The sequence below is a fragment of the Halomonas sp. SSL-5 genome, from assembly GCF_030708455.1.
Classification (GTDB): domain Bacteria; phylum Pseudomonadota; class Gammaproteobacteria; order Pseudomonadales; family Halomonadaceae; genus Halomonas.
In genome coordinates this window covers 85,672-103,885 of sequence record NZ_JAUYWF010000002.1, presented here as the reverse complement: position 1 = coordinate 103,885, position 18,214 = coordinate 85,672, and the positions used below count along the sequence as shown (strand labels likewise).

At 67.1% G+C, this 18,214-nt stretch carries 17 protein-coding genes; 11 read left to right on the top strand and 6 right to left on the bottom strand.

The window, feature by feature from the left end; all coding sequences use genetic code 11:
• Positions 1-16: 16 nt before the first annotated feature.
• Positions 17-487, top strand: coding sequence for a GFA family protein (locus RAN53_RS02375; RefSeq protein WP_305795220.1), 471 nt, complete (start codon positions 17-19; stop codon positions 485-487).
• 72 nt (positions 488-559) lie between these two features.
• Here RAN53_RS02375 and RAN53_RS02370 read toward each other — a convergent pair whose 3' ends face one another.
• Positions 560-2,149, bottom strand: a complete 1,590-nt coding sequence (locus RAN53_RS02370; RefSeq protein ID WP_305795219.1) for a BCCT family transporter — start codon at positions 2,147-2,149, stop codon at positions 560-562.
• A 194-nt stretch (positions 2,150-2,343) separates the two neighbouring features.
• Between RAN53_RS02370 and RAN53_RS02365 the strand changes: the two genes are divergently transcribed.
• The gene (locus RAN53_RS02365; RefSeq protein WP_305795218.1) at positions 2,344-3,021 is read left to right on the top strand and encodes a TVP38/TMEM64 family protein; all 678 of its coding nucleotides are present in this window, start codon (positions 2,344-2,346) and stop codon (positions 3,019-3,021) included.
• 24 nt (positions 3,022-3,045) lie between these two features.
• Here the strand turns inward: RAN53_RS02365 and RAN53_RS02360 are convergent, their stop codons facing one another.
• Both RAN53_RS02360 and RAN53_RS02355 read right to left on the bottom strand, forming a co-directional pair.
• Positions 3,046-4,359, bottom strand: coding sequence for a peptidoglycan-binding protein (locus RAN53_RS02360; protein ID WP_305795217.1), 1,314 nt, complete (start codon positions 4,357-4,359; stop codon positions 3,046-3,048).
• A gap of 105 nt (positions 4,360-4,464) precedes the next feature.
• On the bottom strand, positions 4,465-4,965 hold the full coding sequence (locus RAN53_RS02355) for a CIA30 family protein (protein ID WP_305795216.1): 501 nt from the start codon (positions 4,963-4,965) through the stop codon (positions 4,465-4,467).
• 248 nt (positions 4,966-5,213) lie between these two features.
• Here RAN53_RS02355 and RAN53_RS02350 point away from each other — a divergent pair, with 248 nt between their 5' ends.
• From RAN53_RS02350 to RAN53_RS02330, 5 genes are all read left to right on the top strand, one after another.
• Complete coding sequence (locus RAN53_RS02350; RefSeq protein WP_305795215.1) at positions 5,214-6,443, top strand: efflux RND transporter periplasmic adaptor subunit; 1,230 nt, start codon at positions 5,214-5,216, stop codon at positions 6,441-6,443.
• A complete protein-coding gene (locus RAN53_RS02345) occupies positions 6,440-7,663 on the top strand; it encodes an ABC transporter permease (protein ID WP_305795214.1) in 1,224 nt (407 codons plus the stop codon). The genes RAN53_RS02350 and RAN53_RS02345 overlap by 4 nt, the downstream gene beginning before the upstream one ends.
• Positions 7,656-8,363: an ABC transporter ATP-binding protein gene (locus RAN53_RS02340; RefSeq protein ID WP_305795213.1), complete on the top strand. Its 708-nt coding sequence runs from the start codon at positions 7,656-7,658 to the stop codon at positions 8,361-8,363. The genes RAN53_RS02345 and RAN53_RS02340 overlap by 8 nt, the downstream gene beginning before the upstream one ends.
• Positions 8,364-8,647: 284 nt before the next feature.
• Positions 8,648-8,938 (top strand): DUF1330 domain-containing protein, encoded by a 291-nt coding sequence (locus RAN53_RS02335; protein ID WP_305795212.1) that lies wholly within the window; start codon positions 8,648-8,650, stop codon positions 8,936-8,938.
• A gap of 174 nt (positions 8,939-9,112) precedes the next feature.
• A complete protein-coding gene (locus tag RAN53_RS02330) occupies positions 9,113-11,320 on the top strand; it encodes an OsmC domain/YcaO domain-containing protein (protein WP_305795211.1) in 2,208 nt (735 codons plus the stop codon).
• A gap of 91 nt (positions 11,321-11,411) precedes the next feature.
• On the opposite strand, the gene RAN53_RS02325 is transcribed toward RAN53_RS02330, so the two are convergent.
• Entirely contained in the window at positions 11,412-12,497 is a 1,086-nt protein-coding gene (locus RAN53_RS02325; protein WP_305795210.1) for a class I SAM-dependent methyltransferase, read from the bottom strand.
• A 109-nt stretch (positions 12,498-12,606) separates the two neighbouring features.
• On the opposite strand from RAN53_RS02325, the gene RAN53_RS02320 reads away from it, so the two are divergent.
• From RAN53_RS02320 to RAN53_RS02305, 4 genes are all read left to right on the top strand, one after another.
• Positions 12,607-13,638, top strand: coding sequence for a GlxA family transcriptional regulator (locus tag RAN53_RS02320; RefSeq protein ID WP_305795209.1), 1,032 nt, complete (start codon positions 12,607-12,609; stop codon positions 13,636-13,638).
• A 238-nt stretch (positions 13,639-13,876) separates the two neighbouring features.
• Positions 13,877-14,332: an aminoacyl-tRNA deacylase gene (locus RAN53_RS02315; protein WP_213311255.1), complete on the top strand. Its 456-nt coding sequence runs from the start codon at positions 13,877-13,879 to the stop codon at positions 14,330-14,332.
• A gap of 40 nt (positions 14,333-14,372) precedes the next feature.
• The gene (locus RAN53_RS02310) at positions 14,373-14,852 is read left to right on the top strand and encodes an SRPBCC family protein (protein ID WP_305795208.1); all 480 of its coding nucleotides are present in this window, start codon (positions 14,373-14,375) and stop codon (positions 14,850-14,852) included.
• Positions 14,853-15,122: 270 nt separating this feature from the next.
• Positions 15,123-15,998, top strand: coding sequence for a sensor domain-containing diguanylate cyclase (locus tag RAN53_RS02305; RefSeq protein WP_305795207.1), 876 nt, complete (start codon positions 15,123-15,125; stop codon positions 15,996-15,998).
• A gap of 79 nt (positions 15,999-16,077) precedes the next feature.
• Here the strand turns inward: RAN53_RS02305 and RAN53_RS02300 are convergent, their stop codons facing one another.
• Positions 16,078-16,545 carry a universal stress protein gene (locus RAN53_RS02300; RefSeq protein ID WP_305795206.1) on the bottom strand — a complete coding sequence of 156 codons (468 nt, stop codon included), beginning with the start codon at positions 16,543-16,545 and terminating at the stop codon, positions 16,078-16,080.
• Positions 16,517-18,136: a BCCT family transporter gene (locus RAN53_RS02295; RefSeq protein ID WP_305795205.1), complete on the bottom strand. Its 1,620-nt coding sequence runs from the start codon at positions 18,134-18,136 to the stop codon at positions 16,517-16,519. The genes RAN53_RS02300 and RAN53_RS02295 overlap by 29 nt, the downstream gene beginning before the upstream one ends.
• Positions 18,137-18,214 lie beyond the last annotated feature (78 nt).

The window sequence follows — 18,214 nt, the reverse complement described above, 5'->3', positions numbered from 1 at the left end:
CATCGGAGGATCGAAGATGAGACTCGAAGGCTCCTGTCACTGCGGCGCCGTGCGATTTAGCGTCGACTCACCGCACCCCTATCCCTATCAGCGCTGCTACTGCTCCATCTGCCGCAAGACCGCGGGAGGCGGAGGCTACGCCATCAACCTCGGTGCGCGTGCCGAGACCCTCGAGGTCCAGGGGGAGGAAAGCAAGAGCATCTACCGCGCCGTCATCGACGGGGAGCAGAGCCCCGGCGAGCGCCATTTCTGCCACCACTGTGCCAGCGCCCTGTGGGTCTATGACCCGCGCTGGCCGGAGCTGGTACACCCCTTCGCCTCGGCGATCGACAGCGAGCTGCCGATCCCGCCGGAACGGGTCCATCTGCTGCTCGATAGCAAGGCCGGCTGGGTCGAGGTCGAGGCAAGGGAGAACGACAGGTGCTTCGCCGAGTATCCCGAGGAGAGCCTCGCCGAGTGGCACCGGCGACTGGGGCTCGAGACGTAGGCCGCAGGCACAGCAAAGGCGGCACCCGGCCGGGTGCCGCCTTCAGGTAGTGCACCGCTCGTCAGCTGCGGCTCACTCGGCCCTGGTGGTGGCCACCGCATTGGGCGCGATGATGCCCTGTTCACGCGCCATGGCGTAGGCCGCCTGGGGCCCGGCCCACAGCGAGGGCAGCAGCACCAGCGAGACGGGGATCGCGGTGATCACGATGAATTGTTGCAGCGCACCGATCTGCCCCGCGCCCATGTAGAGCAGGATGCCGGCCATCAGCGCCATGGCGATGCCCCAGAAGGCGCGCACCAGGCGGTTCGGCGCGTCGTGGCCGGTGCACACCACGGCGATGGCGTAGCTCATGGAGTCGCCGGTGGTGGCTACGAAGATGCTGGTCAGCAGCAGGATGGCCAGCGCCATCAGGGACCCGCCCGGCAGCGCCTGGGCCACGCTGAGGGTCGCCACGTCGAACTGGAAGTTGTTCAGCGCCTCGGTGAGGTCGATCGCCCCGGTCAGCTGGAAGTGGATGCCCGAGCCGCCCAGCAGGGTGAACCAGATCGCGGTGGCCACCGGGGCCATCACCGCCACGGCCAGGATCATCTCGCGGATGGTGCGGCCCCGCGAGATGCGTGCCACGAAGATCGCCATCAGCGGCGCGTAACCGATGAACCAGGCGAAGAAGAACACCGTCCACCACTGCATCCACCAGGCCGGCGCGGTCTCGGCGCTCATGGTGGCCATGCTGAAGAATGACGACAGGTACTCGCCGAAGCCCTGGCTGAAGGCGTTGACCAGGAAAAGCGTGGGGCCGGCCACCAGGATCACCGCGGCGATGGCCAGCGCCAGGAAGACGTTGAAGCGAGACAGGATCTGGATGCCCTTGTGGATGCCGGTCATCGCCGAGGTGACGTAGACCCCCGCCAGCAGCACCAGGATGCCGAGCTGGGTGGCGTAGCCCTCGCTGAGGCCGAACAGCTCGTGCAGGCCGAAGCTCACCTGGGTGGCGAGAAAGCCGATGGGGCCGACGGTGCCCGCGACCACCGCAATCACGCAGCAGGCATCCACCAGGCTGCCCAGGGCGCCCTTCATGACGCGCTCGCCGAGTACCGGGTAGAGCAGGGTGCGCGGCTGCAGCGGCTGGCCCTTCACGTAGTGGGCGTGGGCCAGCACGATGGCGGAGAGCGAGCCCAGCACCGCCCAGGCCAGGAAGCCCCAGTGCATGAACGACTGGGCCAGGGCGCCGGCCACCGCCTCGGCGGTGCCCGCCTCGGTGTCGAAGGCCGGCGGGGTCACCACGAAGTGGTAGACCGGCTCGCCCGCGGCGAAGAACACGCCGCCCCCGGCCAGCAGGGTGCACATGATCATCGACAGCCACTTGAAGGTGCCGATCTGCGGGCTATCCAGGTTGCCGACCCGGGCACCGGCCGCCGGCGAGATGGCCACTCCGATGGCGATCAGGAAGGTCAGCAGCAGCAGTAGCTGGAAGTAGGTGCCCAGCGTGGCCGCCGTCCAGGCGAAGCCGGCGCTGATGCTGTCGGCCACCAGGTCGATGTCGAAAAGTGACAGGCCGACGAAGGCGACGATGAAGCCGACCGTGAGCAGCAGCACGATGGGATCGCCCAGGCGCGACAGTGGCGAGGCCCCGGGTGGGACGGGGGTGTTGTTCGGAGGCATGAGGAGGCTCTAGTGGTGGAGGATGTGTGCGCCGATGGATCATGGCGCCGGCTAGAGCGATAGCATTCTAACAATGTTCGACTAACGTCTAAAGGGATAGGCTTAAGCCTAAAGGCTTCGGCCGGCGTCCCAAGGGGTGACCCGGCGAAGTGGGCATGCCACCATGGCCCTCGATGGATGACCGAGACCCGCTGATGTTAAACGGCAGTTCGCCAGGCCGCCTGTGGCGCTGGGTCGCGGTGGTCGCCACGCTGTTGATGGCCGGCTACCTGTGGATCTGGCATTCGCCGGAGCTGGCCGACGTGCAGCGTTGGGCCGACGAGGCCTCCCACCACCCCGCGGTGATCGTCTCGGTGATCGCGGTCATGGCGGTGACCCTGGCGATCGGCTTTCCCGGCAGCATCGGGCTGTGGCTGATCGCCCCCTTCTACGCGCCCCCGATCGCCACCCTGATGCTGACCCTCGGCAGCGTCGCAGGCGCCCTGGGGGCCTACTACCTCTCTTCCCGTTTCAGCGACCGCTGGACGCCCCGGGGGCTCACGCGCAAGGTCATGGTCAAGCTGGAAAGGCGCAGTGACTTCCTGACCCAGTGCGCCCTGCGCGTGCTGCCCGGTTTCCCGCACTCGGTGGTCAACTTCGCCGCCGGCCTGCTGCGGCTGCCGCTGGCCACCTTCGTGATGGCGGCCATCATCGGTCTGGCCTTGAAATGGGCGGTCTACGCCAGCGCCATCTACGGCGCCCTGGAGGCGGTGGAGGCCGAGCAGGCCGTGAGTCCCAGCGTGATTCTGCCACTCGTCGCCCTGACCTTGCTGCTGCTGATCGGTGCCTGGCTCAGGCGTCGAGTCGAGGCGCACGGCCATCCGCTGGGATAGCGAGGGGCAGATGGGGGACACCGCCTACTCCTCCAGCCTGATCCGGCGCAGGGTGTAGTCGCCCCCCTGGTTGGCCAGTACGACGCCCTGGAAGGGGTCGCGCAGGCCGCGGTCGCTGACACGCATCAGGCGCTGGCCATCCACTTGGACCTGCATCTCCCCGGTATCGTCCCGGGTCCAGACGATGCGGTGGAAACGGGCATCCTCGAGGTCGAGGCTTCCCTCGTGGCGGGCGATGACCTCGGCGCTGCCGGCCACCAGCCTTACCAGGCTGAGTCCCGGGCGGGAACCGGGCGTGTAGACCAGCCGATAGCCGGTGCCGCTGGGTCGGTTGCCCTGGAAGACGCCGAGTTCCAGGCTGCCGGGCCGCTGCCGGGAGGCGAGCTCGAGCTCCATCCTGAAGGCGTTGTCGACGGGGGCATTGACGAAGATACGCGCCGGTTCGACCGGGATGCTCAACTCGCCCTGACGGCCATTGCTCGCCTGCTCGAGGATCAGTTCGAGTACCGCGAGGCCAAGCTCCTCCGGCCGGTCGGCGCTCAGCTGGCGTGATTCCCGCTCGGTCGTGCGCCGCGTCTCCACGATGCTGCGCAACCCGTGCTCATCCACCTCGAAATCGCCACCGAGCACCGTCCAGGGCGGATCACGTCGGTAATCGCCGTCGGCGAAGTCGTCCTGCAGGGCGACCCGGGACTCGACGGCGGGGGGCGGCTCGCTGGCGGCTGCCATGTCTTGTGTGGCGCGCTGTGTCTCGCGCAGGCGTTTCAGCAAACCGGCCGTGGCGTAGCCATCCTGGGCCATGTCCCTGTCCGCCTGGTATTCGCGTATCGCATTGCGGGTACGGCGTCCCATGGCACCATCCACCGGGCCGGCGTCATAGCCGAGCCGATTGAGCTCACGCTGTATCTCGGCCACGCCCTGCCGGTCCGACAGGGTCTCGATGTCGGGCCGCGCTCGCTCGGTCGCCTGTGAGGCAGGCGCCTCTTCCGGTTGCCAGCCGCGTGTCGCCTGCTGCGCCTCGGCGACCTGGCCGGCCGTCATGCGCTGGGCCAGTGAATCGCGAGCCTCGGCGGCATGGCGGTGTCCGCGGGCCGCGGCCAGGTTGTACCACTTGTGGGCCTGCACGAAATCCTGGGCCGTCCCGTTGCCGGCCTCGTGCAGGCGGCCCAGCATGTACTGGGCATCGGCATCGCCGCGTCTGGCCGCGTCGCCGAATTCCTGCAGTGCCTGGCGGTACTCCTGCCGCTCGTAGTAGCGCATGCCGTCGGCGTAATCGGCGCTGGCCAGTCCGACGGAACCGAAGAGGATAAGACTGAGTACGAGTCCCTTGATGATCACGGTCGTGCCTCCAGTGGACGGGCTTGTCATCCGTAACCTCAGGATAGGCAATATGTGTGATGACGCAGGCCGAATGGTGCTGACGGGTGGCGTCAGGTGAAAGGCTTAGCTGTTTAACGTCCCCAACCACGCCACCTCCAGCCGGAAGGGACCAGGCTGCCGGTCGGCGATGAGAAACCCCACCTGCCGGATCGCCGCGGGGTCGAGCGGCGGAGCATCCTCCAGCCGCCGGCCGCGGAACACCGCCTCGAACTCGTGCCAGGGCAGGCCAGCGCGCTGCCACTCGCCGGCCTCGGGCTGGAAGATCGCTCGGTAAGCCGCGCCCTGTGGCAGCTGGTCGGTATAGAGGCGCAGCTGGTAGCGGCGCCCGTCGCCGCGCACCTTTAGCTCCAGGCCTGGGGCGTCGCTCGGGTCCATGGCCTCGGGTTCCCGGCGCACCGAGGCGAAGCCGCCGTTGTTTGCAAGCGACGTCTCGCCGCGGAACACCCCGACGCCGTCTTCCCCATGCAGGCCGCCGCGGGAGACGCCGCCCATCACGTCGTCGTTGATGGCCCGCCAGCGCGTGGCCTCGTCCGCGTGGCGGAAGTCGATCAGGCGTACCGTCATTGGGGGCCTCCGGGTCGGGGACGGGATCGGGTCTCCAGCATGCCTGCAATGAGTGGCTGCGGGATAGGCCGGGCGGCATCACGGCCAGCTGACGCCGCGAGGCGCCAGCCCGTCTCGCTTGCTGGTATCCTCCTGAAACCGGCACGCTGATGTCGGGGCAACGCCCGAGAGCCCGGGACAGCGCAGCTGCTGCGCTTGTTGCGTCAAGTCAGGGGGAAGTGGAGGAGATTCTGATAAGGAGACACGCCTTGGGCCGCGTCCGTTACACGTCCGTGCTCGTGATACTGGCCCTGGCACTCGCCGTCGGCGTCGGCCTGTGGCGCTGGTGGCAGGGGCCCCAGGTGCAGGGCTATGTGCTCGAGCGGCAGCCGCTGGTGCAGACGGTGGTGGCGACCGGGCGAGTCGTGACGACCTCCCGGGCCCAGGTGGGCAGTGAGATCACCGGGGTCGTGCTGGAGCGCCATGTCGAGGAAGGTGACAGCGTGATGCCCGGGGATACGTTGCTGGTGCTGCGCTCGGATGAGCTCGCCGCCCAGGTGCGCGAGGCCGAGGCGGCGCTGACCGAGCTTGCCACCAGTCGACGCCCCCAGGCCCGGGTGGCGCTCGAGCGCGCCGAATCCGAGCTGGCCCAGGCGCGTCGCGAGACGGCCCGGCGGCGCACGCTGGCCGAGCGCGCGCTGCTCTCCACCGAGGCGCTGGAGCAGGCCGAGCAGGCACAGACGCTGGCGCGCAATGCCCTTGATGCCGCCCGGCTGACGGCGACGGCGCTGGCGCCGGGCAACGTCGAGGAGACCCTGCTGCGAGAGCGCCTTGCCGCCCTGCAGGCTAGGCTCGCCAAGACCGTGGTGCGCTCCGAGGTGGCCGGCACGGTGCTGACCCGTGACGCGGAGCCCGGCGACCTGGTGCAGCCCGGCCAGGTGCTGTTCACCATCGCGCTGAGCGGCGCCACCGAGATCCGTGTGCCGCTCGATGAGCGCAACCTCGCCCTGCTGGCCTTGCAGCAGGACGCCATGGCCGTCGCCGATGCCTATCCGCAGCGCCCGTTCCCCGCCCGCGTCGGCTTCATCGCCCCGAGCATCGACCCCCAGCGCGGCACCGTTGAGGTGCGCCTGGCGGTGGACCCGGTTCCCGACTTCCTGCGCCAGGACATGACCGTGTCGGTGAACATCGAGACCGGCCGGCGCGAGCAGTCGCTGGCGATCCCCAATGATGCCCTCGCTGACGTCCAGGGCGACCAGGCGCGGGTGTGGGTGGTGCGCGAGGGCAGGGTGCAACGCCAAGAGGTGACCCTGGGGCTGCGCGGCCTGGCGATGACCGAGGTCCTCGACGGGCTGAGGGCGGGCGACCGGGTGCTGGCGGACCCCACGACCGCGCTCGAGGAGGGCGCACGGGTGCGGTTCGCGCCGCGCGCGGCGCCGGTGTCCGGCAGTGGCGAGGACGCCGCCACCCGCAATGAACTGCCGGTGAACTTCAATTGAATCGCCCGCTGCGGGGTCTGTGGACCGAGTGGACCCTCGCCGTCGCCTTCCTGCGCGAGGGGCGCGCCCAGTCGCTGATGATCGCCGTGGGCGTGGCGGTGGGGGTGGCGGTGATCGTGTTCATCGCGGCCCTGATCCAGGGCCTGCAGGCCAACATCGTCGAGCGCACCTTGGGCACCCAGGCTCACATCCGCCTGCTCTCGCCGGACGAGGTCAATGTGGTGCTGCCGGCCGCCCCCGGGACCCTGCAGCTGGTCCAGGAAGACCGGCGCGCGCAACGCCTGCGTTCGATCAACAACTGGCAGCAGGTCAGCACCACCCTCGACCGGCTGCCGGTGTTGACGGCGGTGTCGCCGGTGGTCTCGGGGCCGGCGTTCGCCCGCCGCGGCGAGGCCGTGCAGTCGGTGGCACTGACCGGGATCGACCTGGCGCGCTACCGGCGCATCATTCCACTGGAGCAGTACCTGGTCAGCGGCCGGCTGCGGGTGGGGGCCGATGAGGCCATGATCGGCAAGCTGCTGGCCGACGACCTGGGCGTCAAGGTGGGCATGAAGCTACGGCTGGAGACCGGCCAGCAGAACAGCCGGGTAGTGAACATCGCCGGCATCTTCGAGCTGGGGGTTCGCGAGCTGGATTCGCGCTATGTGTATCTGGACCTCAAGCAGGCCCAGTCGCTGCTGGCGCTGCCCGGCGGGGTGACGGTCATCGACCTGACGGTCGCCGACATCTTCGCTGCAGACACGATCGCCGAGCGGGTGGGCCGGCTGACCTCGCTCAAGGCGGAGAGCTGGATCGAGACCAACGCGCAGCTGATGAACGCCCTCACCGCCCAGAGCCTCTCCACCAACATGATCATCGTCTTCGTGGCCATCTCGGTGGCCTTCGGCATCGCCAGCGTGCTCTCGGTGAGCGTGGTGCAGCGCACCCGGGAAATCGGCATCCTGCGGGCCACCGGCGCCACCCGGCGGCAGATCATGCGGGTGTTCCTCATCCAGGGTGCGCTGTTCGGCCTGCTCGGCTCGGTCATGGGCATCGCGGTCAGCTACCTGCTGGTGTGGGTGTTCAACGCCTTCGGGCCGGGGCTCTTCTACATTCCCGTGCCCCCGCTCCTGATGGTGGCGTCGCTGCTGCTGGCCACCCTGACCGGCGTGCTGGCCGCCGCCGTGCCGGCGCGTCGCGCCGCGCGGCTCGACCCGGTGGTGGCGATACGCTATGTCTGAGGCGATCCGCGAGGTGATGCGCCTGGAGGCGCTGCGCAAGTCCTACAACGTCGGCCGACCCAACGAGGCCGAGGTGCTGCACGGCATCGACCTCTCCCTGGGGCGCAGCGACTTCGCCGCCCTGGTCGGCCCCTCGGGCTCGGGCAAGAGCACGCTGCTCAACCTGCTCGGCCTGCTCGACACCCCGAGCAGCGGCGAGCTCACCCTGCTCGGCCAGGCCACCAGCGGGATGGGCGATGCCGGCCGCACCGCGCTGCGCGGCAGCGCCATCGGCTTCGTCTTCCAGTTCCACCACCTGATACAGGCCTTCAGCGCCCTGGACAACGTGCTGATGCCGCTGATGCTGACCCAGGGGAAACCCGATCGGGCGGCCATCGAGCGCGCCCGCGAACTGCTCGCCGCCGTGGGGCTTGCGCGCTTTGCCGACGCCAGGCCCAACCAGCTCTCCGGTGGCCAGCAGCAGCGCGTGGCCATTGCCCGGGCGCTGATCACCGAGCCGGCGCTGCTGCTCGCCGACGAGCCCACCGGCAACCTCGATACCCGCACCGCGGCCGAGGTGTTCGAACTGTTCCGGCGCTTCAATCGCGAACGCGGCTGTGCGGTGCTGCTGGTGACCCATGACCCGCGCCTCTCGTCCACCTGCGACCGCACCATCGACCTGGTGGATGGGCACATCGTCAGCGATGCCATGAATGCCTGACGCCTGTGCGGCATGCGTCGGTAGTACAGCAGCGAAGACCACCACGCCGCTGGCCGCTCGCTTCGAGATGCACCCGTCCCTAGCTGAGCCAGTGGAAGCGCGAGCTGCTGGACAATGTTGCGGACCTCTTCGAGGGCTCAAGCGCCAAGGCCGCCCAGAATAGCCAGGCAGGACCTGCCGGCGAGGACAGCGAAGCCGACTAGAATGTAAGGGCATGGACCGCCCACTGGGAGGCGGCCACATTTCTCGTGGCTCAGGGTCCTGCAGGAAAGGGGGAACACGATATGTCTGCTTATCTTGTCTTCAACTATCGGATCAATGATCGGGAAGCGTACGATCCCTACCTTGTGGCCGTGGCGAGCATCCTGGAAGCCCATGGCGCAGAGATTCTCGCGGCAGATTTCGCAAGCGAAGCCTTGGAAGGCGATGCCGGGCATGTGACGGTGGTGCTGCGGTTTCCTTCGAAGGAAGCGGCGAAGGGGTGGTATGACTCGCCCGAGTACCAGGAGATCATCGGGTTGCGCCTGGAAAACTGCGATGGCCTGGCCGTCCTGGCAAACGGGTCCGGAGGCTGAATCGCGAGCGTCGCCTCGCTGCCCCGAGAGGCGACGGCACACGCAACATGCAGCACCGCGCCATGGTCGCCGGGGCCGGTGCTTTTTTGTAACCCCTCCATGACGCCTGGCGGGAAAAGCTGGATAATGACGGGTTTTCCGCCCCCGCTTCGCCCAACGCTCCGGTGCCCGTCCATGGAAATCAAGGTCAACTATCTCGACAACCTCCGCCTGGAGGCCAGGTTCGACGACTTCGCGGTCATCTCCGACCAGCCCATCCGCTACAAGGGCGACGGCTCGGCGCCGGGGCCCTTCGACTACTTCCTGGCCTCCTCGGCGATGTGCGCGGCCTACTTCGTCAAGGTCTACTGCAACGCCCGAGACATCCCCACCGAGAACATCCGGCTGTCGCAGAACAACATCGTCGACCCGGAGAACCGCTACAAGCAGATCTTCCGCATCCAGGTGGAGCTGCCCGAGGACATCTCCGACAAGGATCGCCAGGGCATCCTGCGCTCCATCGACCGCTGCACGGTGAAGAAGGTGGTGCAGGAAGGCCCCGAATTTCAGGTCGAGGCGGTGGAGAACATCGACGAGGACGCCCAGGCCATGCTGACGGGTGTGCCCAAGGGGGCAAAGCGCGGCGAGGGCACCTGGATCGAGGGCAAGGACCTGCCGCTGGAACAGACCATCGCCAACATGACCGGGATCCTGGCCGAGCTGGGCATGAAGATCGAGATCGCCTCCTGGCGCAACATCGTGCCCCACGTCTGGTCGCTGCATATCCGCGACGCCGCCTCGCCGATGTGCTTCACCAACGGCAAGGGCGCCACCAAGGAGAGCGCGCTCTGCTCGGCGCTGGGCGAGTTCATCGAGCGTACCAACTTCAACTTCTTCTATAACGACCAGTTCTTCGGCGAGGCGATCGCCGACGCCGAGTTCGTCCACTACCCCAACGAGAAGTGGTTCCAGCCGGGGCCCGATGATGCCTTGCCCGAGGGCATCCTGGATTCCTACTGCCGCGAGATCTACGACCCGGAGGGGGAGCTTTGTGGCTCGAACCTGATCGATACCAACTCCGGCCGGTCCGATCGCGGCATCGTCTCGCTGCCCTTCGTGCGTCACTCCGACGGCGAGACGGTCTACTTCCCCTCGAACCTGATCGAGAATCTCTACCTCAGCAACGGCATGAGCGCCGGCAACACCCTGGCCGAGGCCCAGGTGCAGTGCCTCTCGGAGATCTTCGAGCGGGCGGTGAAGAAGCAGATCATCGAGGAGGAGCTGGCGCTGCCCGACGTGCCCCGGGAGGTGCTGGCGCGCTACCCCGAGATCCTCGAGGGTATCGAGGCGCTGGAGGCCCAGGGCTACCCGGTGCTGGTCAAGGACGCCTCCCTGGGCGGGCGGTTCCCGGTGATGTGCGTCACCCTGATGAATCCCAAGACGGGCGGCGTGTTCGCCTCCTTCGGCGCCCACCCGAGCTTCCATGTGGCCCTGGAACGCACCTTCACCGAGCTGCTCCAGGGACGCAGCCTGGAGGGCTTCAACGACTTCCCGGCGCCCACCTTCAACTCCATGGCGGTCACCGAGCCCAACAACTACGTGGAGCACTTCATCGACTCCTCCGGGGTGATCTCCTGGCGCTTCTTCAGCGCCCGTTCGCAGCTCGAGTTCTGCGACTGGGACTTCACCGGAGGCGGCACCTATAGCAACGAAGAGGAGAGCGCGGCGCTGTTCGGCATCCTCGACGAGCTGGGGCTGGAGTCCTATGTCGCGGTGCGCGAAGAGCTCGGCGCGCCGGTGTGTCGCATCCTGGTGCCGGGCTTCTCGGAGGTCTATCCGGTGGAGGACCTGGTGTGGGACAACACCAATATGGCCCTGGACTACCGCGAGGATATCCTCAACCTGCACCGACTGGATGACGACGCGCTGGCCGACCTGCTCGAGCGCCTGGAGGAGAGCCAGCTCGACGAGCACATGACGATCATCAGCCTGATCGGCATCGAGTTCGACGAGAACACCATCTGGGGCCAGCTCACCATCCTCGAGCTCAAGCTGCTGATCAATCTGGCATTGGCTCAGCACGAAGAGGCGCTGGAGCGGGTCGAGATGTTCCTGCAGTACAACGACAATACCGTCGAGCGCAACCTCTTCTACCAGGCGGTACAGGCGGTGCTGGAGATCGCACTGGACGACGAGCTCAGGTTAGCCGATTTTCGCTATAACCTCGGTCGCATGTTCGGCGAGGCGACCATCGAGGCGGTGATCGGCTCGGTGCAGGGGGAGGTGCGCTTCCATGGTCTCACGCCCACCAGCATGGCGCTGGAGGGGCTGGAGAAGCACCAGCGGCTGATCGAGAGCTACCGCAAGCTGCATGCGGCCCGCGCGGCCAGGGCCGGCGTGTGATCATCCCGTCGACTCGCAAGGCCTGATTCAGACCGTCATGTACAGGGCCCGCCCGACAAGCGTCGGGCGGGCCTTGTTTGCATGGTGCCGATCAGGGCCGGCAGACGAAGTAGTCGTTCTGGATATCATGCTCCAGCTGATGGACCCGGATATCCCGGAAGCCCGCCTCCTCAAGGTAGGAGAGCGCCCGCTCGCGGCCCCACATGGTGCCGAGCCCCTCGCCGCCCTGGGCCAGGGAGACCGTCATGCAGTGGCTCAGCGATACGGCGTAGAGCATCGCGCCCAGGGGGTGCTCGCGATCCAGGTGGTGATGGCTGGAGGCGTGGATATCCTGCACCAGGTAGACCCCGTCGTCGGCCAGGGTGCGGTGGATGCCCGCCAGCAGCCGACGCGGCTGGGCCTGGTCGTGGATGCCGTCGAAGGTGGTGACCAGCTCGAAGGCCTCGGGCGTGGCGCTGACATCGAAATCGCTCAGGTCGCGGACCTCGAAGGTCAGGTTGGAAAGCCCCGCCTCGGCGGCCCGCTCCCGGGCCCAGTCGATCGCCTCCGTGGAGAGGTCATAGCCCACGAAGCGGCTGGCCGGGAAGCGTTCGGCCATGGCCAGCAGGGCCCGGCCGCGGCCGCAGGCGCAGTCCAGCACCCGGATGCCGGCCTCCAGGCGTTCGATCAGCCCCGGCACCAACGGCAGGATGGCGTCGAACAGCGCCGGCAGCACGGTCTGGCCGCTATCGCTGGCCATCACCTCCTGGAAGCGTGGGTAGCGGGAGTAGGGCACGCCGCCGCCTTCATGAAAACAGCGCACGACATCATCCTCCACGCTGCCCAGCAAGGGCATAAACTGTGCATAGACGGCCAGGTTCACCTCACCGCGGTCGGTAAGCAGCTCGGCGCGGTCGGCCGGCAGCCAGTAGCGGGCGGTGGCGGGGTCGGTCTCGATCACCTCGGCCGCCACCATGCCGCCCAGCCACTCGCGCACGTAGCGCTCCTGGAGGCCGGCACGTTCGGCCAGCGCCTGGCTGGTGAGCGGTGGCTGGCCGGCCATGGCATTCAGCAGGCCGGTGCGGTGGCCGATGGAGGTCAGCAGCAGCAGGCCGCCGTGGTTGAGGGCCTGTACCAGCCGTGTCTCGAAGTCGCTGGCCGCGGCCTGGTCCTGGGACATGACGGCAATATCACACATGATCTTGCTCCTCTTGTGGTTGTGATGTGGCAGGGGTCACGGGAGCAAGATAACGCCGGCGCGAGGGCGGCACGCAGGCGTATCGCGACACAAGCGAGGGGTTTGTGCCATGAGCGAACCCAGCGAATCCTCCATGACGACCAGCATCGCGCTGCTGGCCGGACCCGATGCGACCGCCTCGGCCCTCTATGGCATGTACGACCTGTTCGGCTCGGCCGGGCGCGACTGGGAGTTCCTGACCCGCGGGCGGATGGGGGAGCCGTTGCTCAGGCCGGTGATCGTCTCCCGCGACGGTAAGGGCTTCCGCACCGCCAACGGCGCCTGGGTGGAGCCCCATGCCGCCCTGGAGGCGCTGGTTGCCCCCGAGGTGGTGTGCGTGCCGGAGCTGTATGTCGCCCCCGGTGCCCGTCTGGCGGACTATGCGGCGGAGGTTGAGTGGTTGCAGGCCTGCCATCGCCGCGGTGCCCTGCTGGCCGCGGCCTGCACCGGCGCCCTGCTGTTCGCCGAGGCGGGCCTGCTGGAGCACCAGGATGCCACCACCCACTGGGCCTATTGCGATGCCCTGAAGCGGCGCTTTCCGACGGTACGCGTACACGCCCACCGAAGCCTGGTGGTGAGTGGCGAGGGTGGGCGCCTGATCATGGCCGGCGGCGGCTCCTCCTGGGTGGATCTGGCCTTGTACCTGGTGGCGCGTCTGGCGGGAGTCGAGGAGGCCATGCACCTGGCGCGCATCAACCTGGTGGACTGGCACCATGACGGACAGCAGCCCTACGCCGCCCTGACGATCTCGCGGCAGGTGGAGGACGCCTGCATCACGCGCTGCCAGGCCTGGGTCGCCTACCACTACGACACTCCCTCGCCGGTGGCGGGCATGGTCCATGAGAGCGGACTCTCCGAGCGCTCCTTCAAGCGACGCTTCAAGGCCGCCACCGGCATGACGCCAATGGAGTACGTCCACACCCTGCGCCTGGAGGAGGCCAAGCAGCTCCTGGAGAGCGGTGACGAACCTATCGAGGTGGTGGCCGAGCAGGTGGGCTATGCCGATCCCAGCTTCTTTCGTCGGCTCTTTGCCAGGCGAGTGGGGCTGACGCCGCGTCAGTACCGGCGCCGATTCCGCGGGATGCGGTTGCAGCTGCAGTAGGCCCTTCCTCTGCTGCCAGAGGTCAGCGTCCGTGCTGACGAGGCGCTGTTGAGGCTGGACTGGGTGGTGGACCGCCTCCATGGTGTACGGGCCTCGCGCCGCCGAGCCCGAGTCATCGGTCAGCAGGCCGCCTAGCATGATGGTGTGGACCAAGCGATCCTTGAGGACCGTTGCTCCGATGCTGGCTATCCTTGTAGAGATAGCAATGCTCTGAAAAGGCAACGAGAAGGTGATCGCCATGACCATGGAGCGAGTGAAACAGCATCTCGATGAGCAGAACGTAAAGTATTCCATCCTGCAGCACTCCCCCGCCTACACCGCCCAGGAGGTCGCCGAGTCCGTCCATGTGACCGGCAGGCACTTCGCCAAGTGCGTGATGGTGAAGCTCGACGGACGGCTGGCGCAGGTGGTCCTACCGGCAACCGACCAGGTGGACCTGAAACGCATGGCGCACTCCGTCGGCGCAACGTCCGTCGAGCTGGCTAAAGAGGACGAGTTCAAGGGCAGTTTTCCGGATTGCGAACTCGGTGCGATGCCGCCCTTCGGTAATCTTTTCGGGGTGGAGGTATTCGTTTCCCCGCATCTGACCGCCGCCGATCGCATCGCTTTCAATGCCGGCAGCCACACGGACGTCATGCAGCTGTCATACGGGGACTTCCAGCGGCTCGTGGATCCCATTGAAGTGGCATTGTGACGGAGGGCCACCGGGCGCCGCGCCTGATGGCAGCGCGGGCATGGCGACCTACGCCCTGACGACCCTCTGGTACCTGGAAGCGCCCATCATCCGGGTATTCGACACCCTCGGCGAGGCGCCAATGTGGCCCGACTGGTGGCCGAACCTGATCGCCGTGGAGGAGCGTGACGTGGGGGCGGATGACGGCACGGGGCGGGTCTACCACTACATTTGGCGAAGCCGCCTGGGCTATCGCCTGTGCTTCGATATTCGGGTGACCCGTGTCGTCAGACCATGGCTCATCGAAGGCGTGGCCAGCGGTGATGTGTTCGGTGTTGGCCGCTGGCGGCTCAGTGAGCAGGGTGGGGTGACGCGGGTATGCCACGAGTGGCAGGTCCACACCACCCGGCCGTGGATGAATCGAGTGGCTCCGCTGGCTCGGCCGTTGTTCGTCTGGAGCCACCATGCAGTGATGCGAGATGGCGCCCAAGGGCTCGCGCGCCGTCTCGGTGGGCGGCTGCTGGGCCTGGCTCACGAGTGAGCCGCTGGCCACCCCGGCCACACCGTGCCACTTTGCAACCAGCGTCCGCACGCATAGGCTCGAGGCAGCGATCCTGCCTTTGGAGACTCCATGCCCGTCATCGATCATCATGGCGGTGCTATGCTGCGGCCTATTCGGCGCGCCGCAGGCATCTTCGGGTCGATGGCTGGCGACCTGTTGTCCCCGCCAGCCGGATCATGCCAGGCGAGATCGCGCGTCTTCTTGTTAACGGCCTGATATCCCACTCATTGAACCGGATTCTCCAGACCTATGCCCGTTGACCTCAAGGCCCTCTTTCCCAAGCTGATCAACCTGATGCTGGACACGGTCTTCGTCGTCGACCGCGACAACCGGATCGTCTTCGTGAGCGATGCCTGCGAGACGCTGCTGGGCTACCGTGCCCACGAGCTGATTGGCACTCAGATCCTGGACTACATGCATCCTGACGACCTGGAGGCTAGCCGGGCCTCCATTCAGCGGGTCATGGAGGGGACACCCCACATCGATTTCCGCAACCGCTACCTCCGCAAGGATGGCGGCATCGTCTACATCCTGTGGTCGGCGCAGTGGGTCGAGGAGGAGGGGGTGAGGATCGGTGTCGCCCGGAACGTGACGGCGCTCCGGCAGGCCGAGGAGGAACTTCGCCGCCTCGCCCATCACGACCCTTTGACAGGGCTGACCAACCGCACCCTGTTCTATGATCGCCTGGACTCCGCCCTTCATGCGGCGCACCGTCACCAAAGCGGCGTGGCCCTGCTGTTTCTGGATCTCGATGATTTCAAGATGATCAATGATGTTCAGGGTCATGCCGTGGGGGATCGTGTCATCTGTTCGGTGGCGCGTCGGCTGGAGGGCTGCGTGCGGGAAACGGACACGGTGGCCCGGATGGGTGGCGATGAGTTCACCGTGCTGCTGACGGATATTCACTCGGCGGATGCCGTGTCCCGCAAGATAGAACAGATACGCCGGGTCATGGCCGAGCCGTTCGGCGCCGAGCTCAGCGGGATCACGCCGTCCTGCAGTATCGGAGTGGCCCGCTATCCCGATGACGGCGCCGACGCCGATGCACTGCTGAGCCATGCCGACGGCGATATGTACCGCATGAAGCGGGGCCGCTCGGCGTCGAGCGCGCCGCCACTGGCCTAGCTGGCCTGTCACGCGTCATGTTTAGGGCGTGCCTTTCGCCACCAGGCGCTCCGCCCGCGACAGCCAGGCGCGCACGGCATCAGGCCTGGGCGGGCGGCTCCTCATCGGCGTGGGCATCGGCCTTCTCCAGCGCCGGCAGCACCAGCACCCGGCACGGGGCGTTCACCGCCACGTACTCCACGGTGGCACGGCGCAGGGGCCAGCGGCCGCTGCTGCCGCGGGAGACGAGGATCATCAGGTCGGCGCCGAGCTGTGCCGCAAGGCCCACCAGCTTCTCGCCGGCATTGCCGGCGAGCACGTGCAGGGTGGCGTCGCGGTCCAGCGGCAGGTACTTGCGCACCAGCAGGTCCAGGGTCTTGCGCACCTCGGCTTCCTTCTCCTCCGGCGCCTCTGCCACATGGGGGAAGAAGCCGCCGCCCCCGGGGTGATAGGCGCTGGCCAGGTGGAGCTCGCCATCTTCTGCCAGTAGCTCCATGGCCGCCTCGATCGCGCACTTGCCTTCGCCATCGTCCTCCGGATCAATGGCGAGTATTAGTTTCTGGTACATCAGTGATCTCCTGTTTCGCCGAGGTAGTGGCCTCGACCTCGGGAAATACTCTCCCCTGGACCAGCGCATCGACGCCGAAGCCGCGATAGTCCGCTCGCAGCGCCCTGAATAGCGCGATCGCCATGAACACCAGCAGAGTGCAGAAGGGCAGGCCCAGCGCAGTGATCACGTTCTGCAGGGCGTCCAGGCCGCCGGCCAGCAGCAGCGTCGCGGCAATCACCCCCTGGGCGACGGCCCAGAAGATGCGCTGGCGAACCAGCGAAGGCTGGTCATCGCGCCGGGTCAGCATATCGATCACCAGCGAGGCGGAATCCGACGAGGTGGTAAAGAAGATCACGATGATGGCCACGCTCAAGGCCGATACCACGCTGGTCAGCGGTAGCCCCTCCAGGAAGGCGAAGATGGCCACCGAGGGATCCTGCTGCACCTGGCCGGCGAGCGTCAGCTGACCGCTCATCTCCGCCTGGATGGCCGAGAGACCGAAGATGCCGAACCAGACCAGCGTGAAGGCCGTGGGGGCAAACAGCACGCCGGCCACGAACTCGCGAATGGTGCGTCCCCGTGAAATGCGGGCAATGAAGATGCCGACGTAGGGCGCCCAGGAGATGGTCCAGGCCCAATAGAACAGGGTCCACTGCCGCTGCCAGTCGGTCTCCTTGTAGGTCTCGGTCCAGAAGGCCAGCCAGGGCAGGGCACTGAGGTAGTCGCCCACGCTCTGTACCATGCCCTCGGCGATGAACACGCTGGGGCCAGCGAGAAGAACGAAGGCCAGCAGTACCACGGCCAGCAGGATATTGACCTGGGAGAGGCGGCGAACGCCCTTGTCCAGCCCGAGTGCGACGGAGGTCGCGGCGATGCCGGTGATGACGGCGATGAGGCCGACCTGGACCAGAGGGCTGGAGGGCGCACCGACCAGATAGTTCAGGCCGCTGTTCAGCTGCAGCGTGCCGAGCCCCAGCGAAGTGGCGACCCCGAACAGGGTGCCCAGCACCGCGATCACATCGATGGTCCAGCCCCAGGGCCCGAAGGCCCGCTCGCCCAGAATGGGGTAGAACAGGCTGCTGATGCGCATGGGGAGGTTGTGGCGGTAGGCAAAGTAGCCGATCGCCAGGCCCGGCAGGGCAAAGATGGTCCAGGTGTGCAGGCCGAAGTGGTAGAGCGCGAGGGTCATGGCATCGCTGGCTGCCTGCTCCGAGCGTGGCGTGACGCCATCGAAGGGTGGACGGGCGAAGTGGGAAATCGGTTCCGCCACGCCCCAGAACATCAGGATGGTCCCGATGCCGGCGGCGAACAGCATGGTGAACCAGGTCAGGTTGGAGTAGTCGGGACGGCTGTCGTCGGCGCCCAGCCGGATATTGCCATAGCGGCTGACGGCCAGGCCGAGCAGGAAGATCAGCAGTGCGCTGACCACGAGAATGTAGAACCAGCCCAGGTTGGCGGCGACCCAGCCGGTCAGCAGGCCGAAACTGCTGGCAACGGCTTCGTCAAAGGGAATGGATATCCCGACGAACAGCGCCGCGATGCCAGCCGAGGTGAAGAAGACCCCCGGGATGGTCTGCAGTCCGAGTCGACGTTGCAGCCAGGTCAGCACAGGCGCCTCCGTTGCGTCGGGATAAGGCCGATGAGTCGCGTTCACGCTACCATGGAAACCGAACCGCTGCAGGCGCCG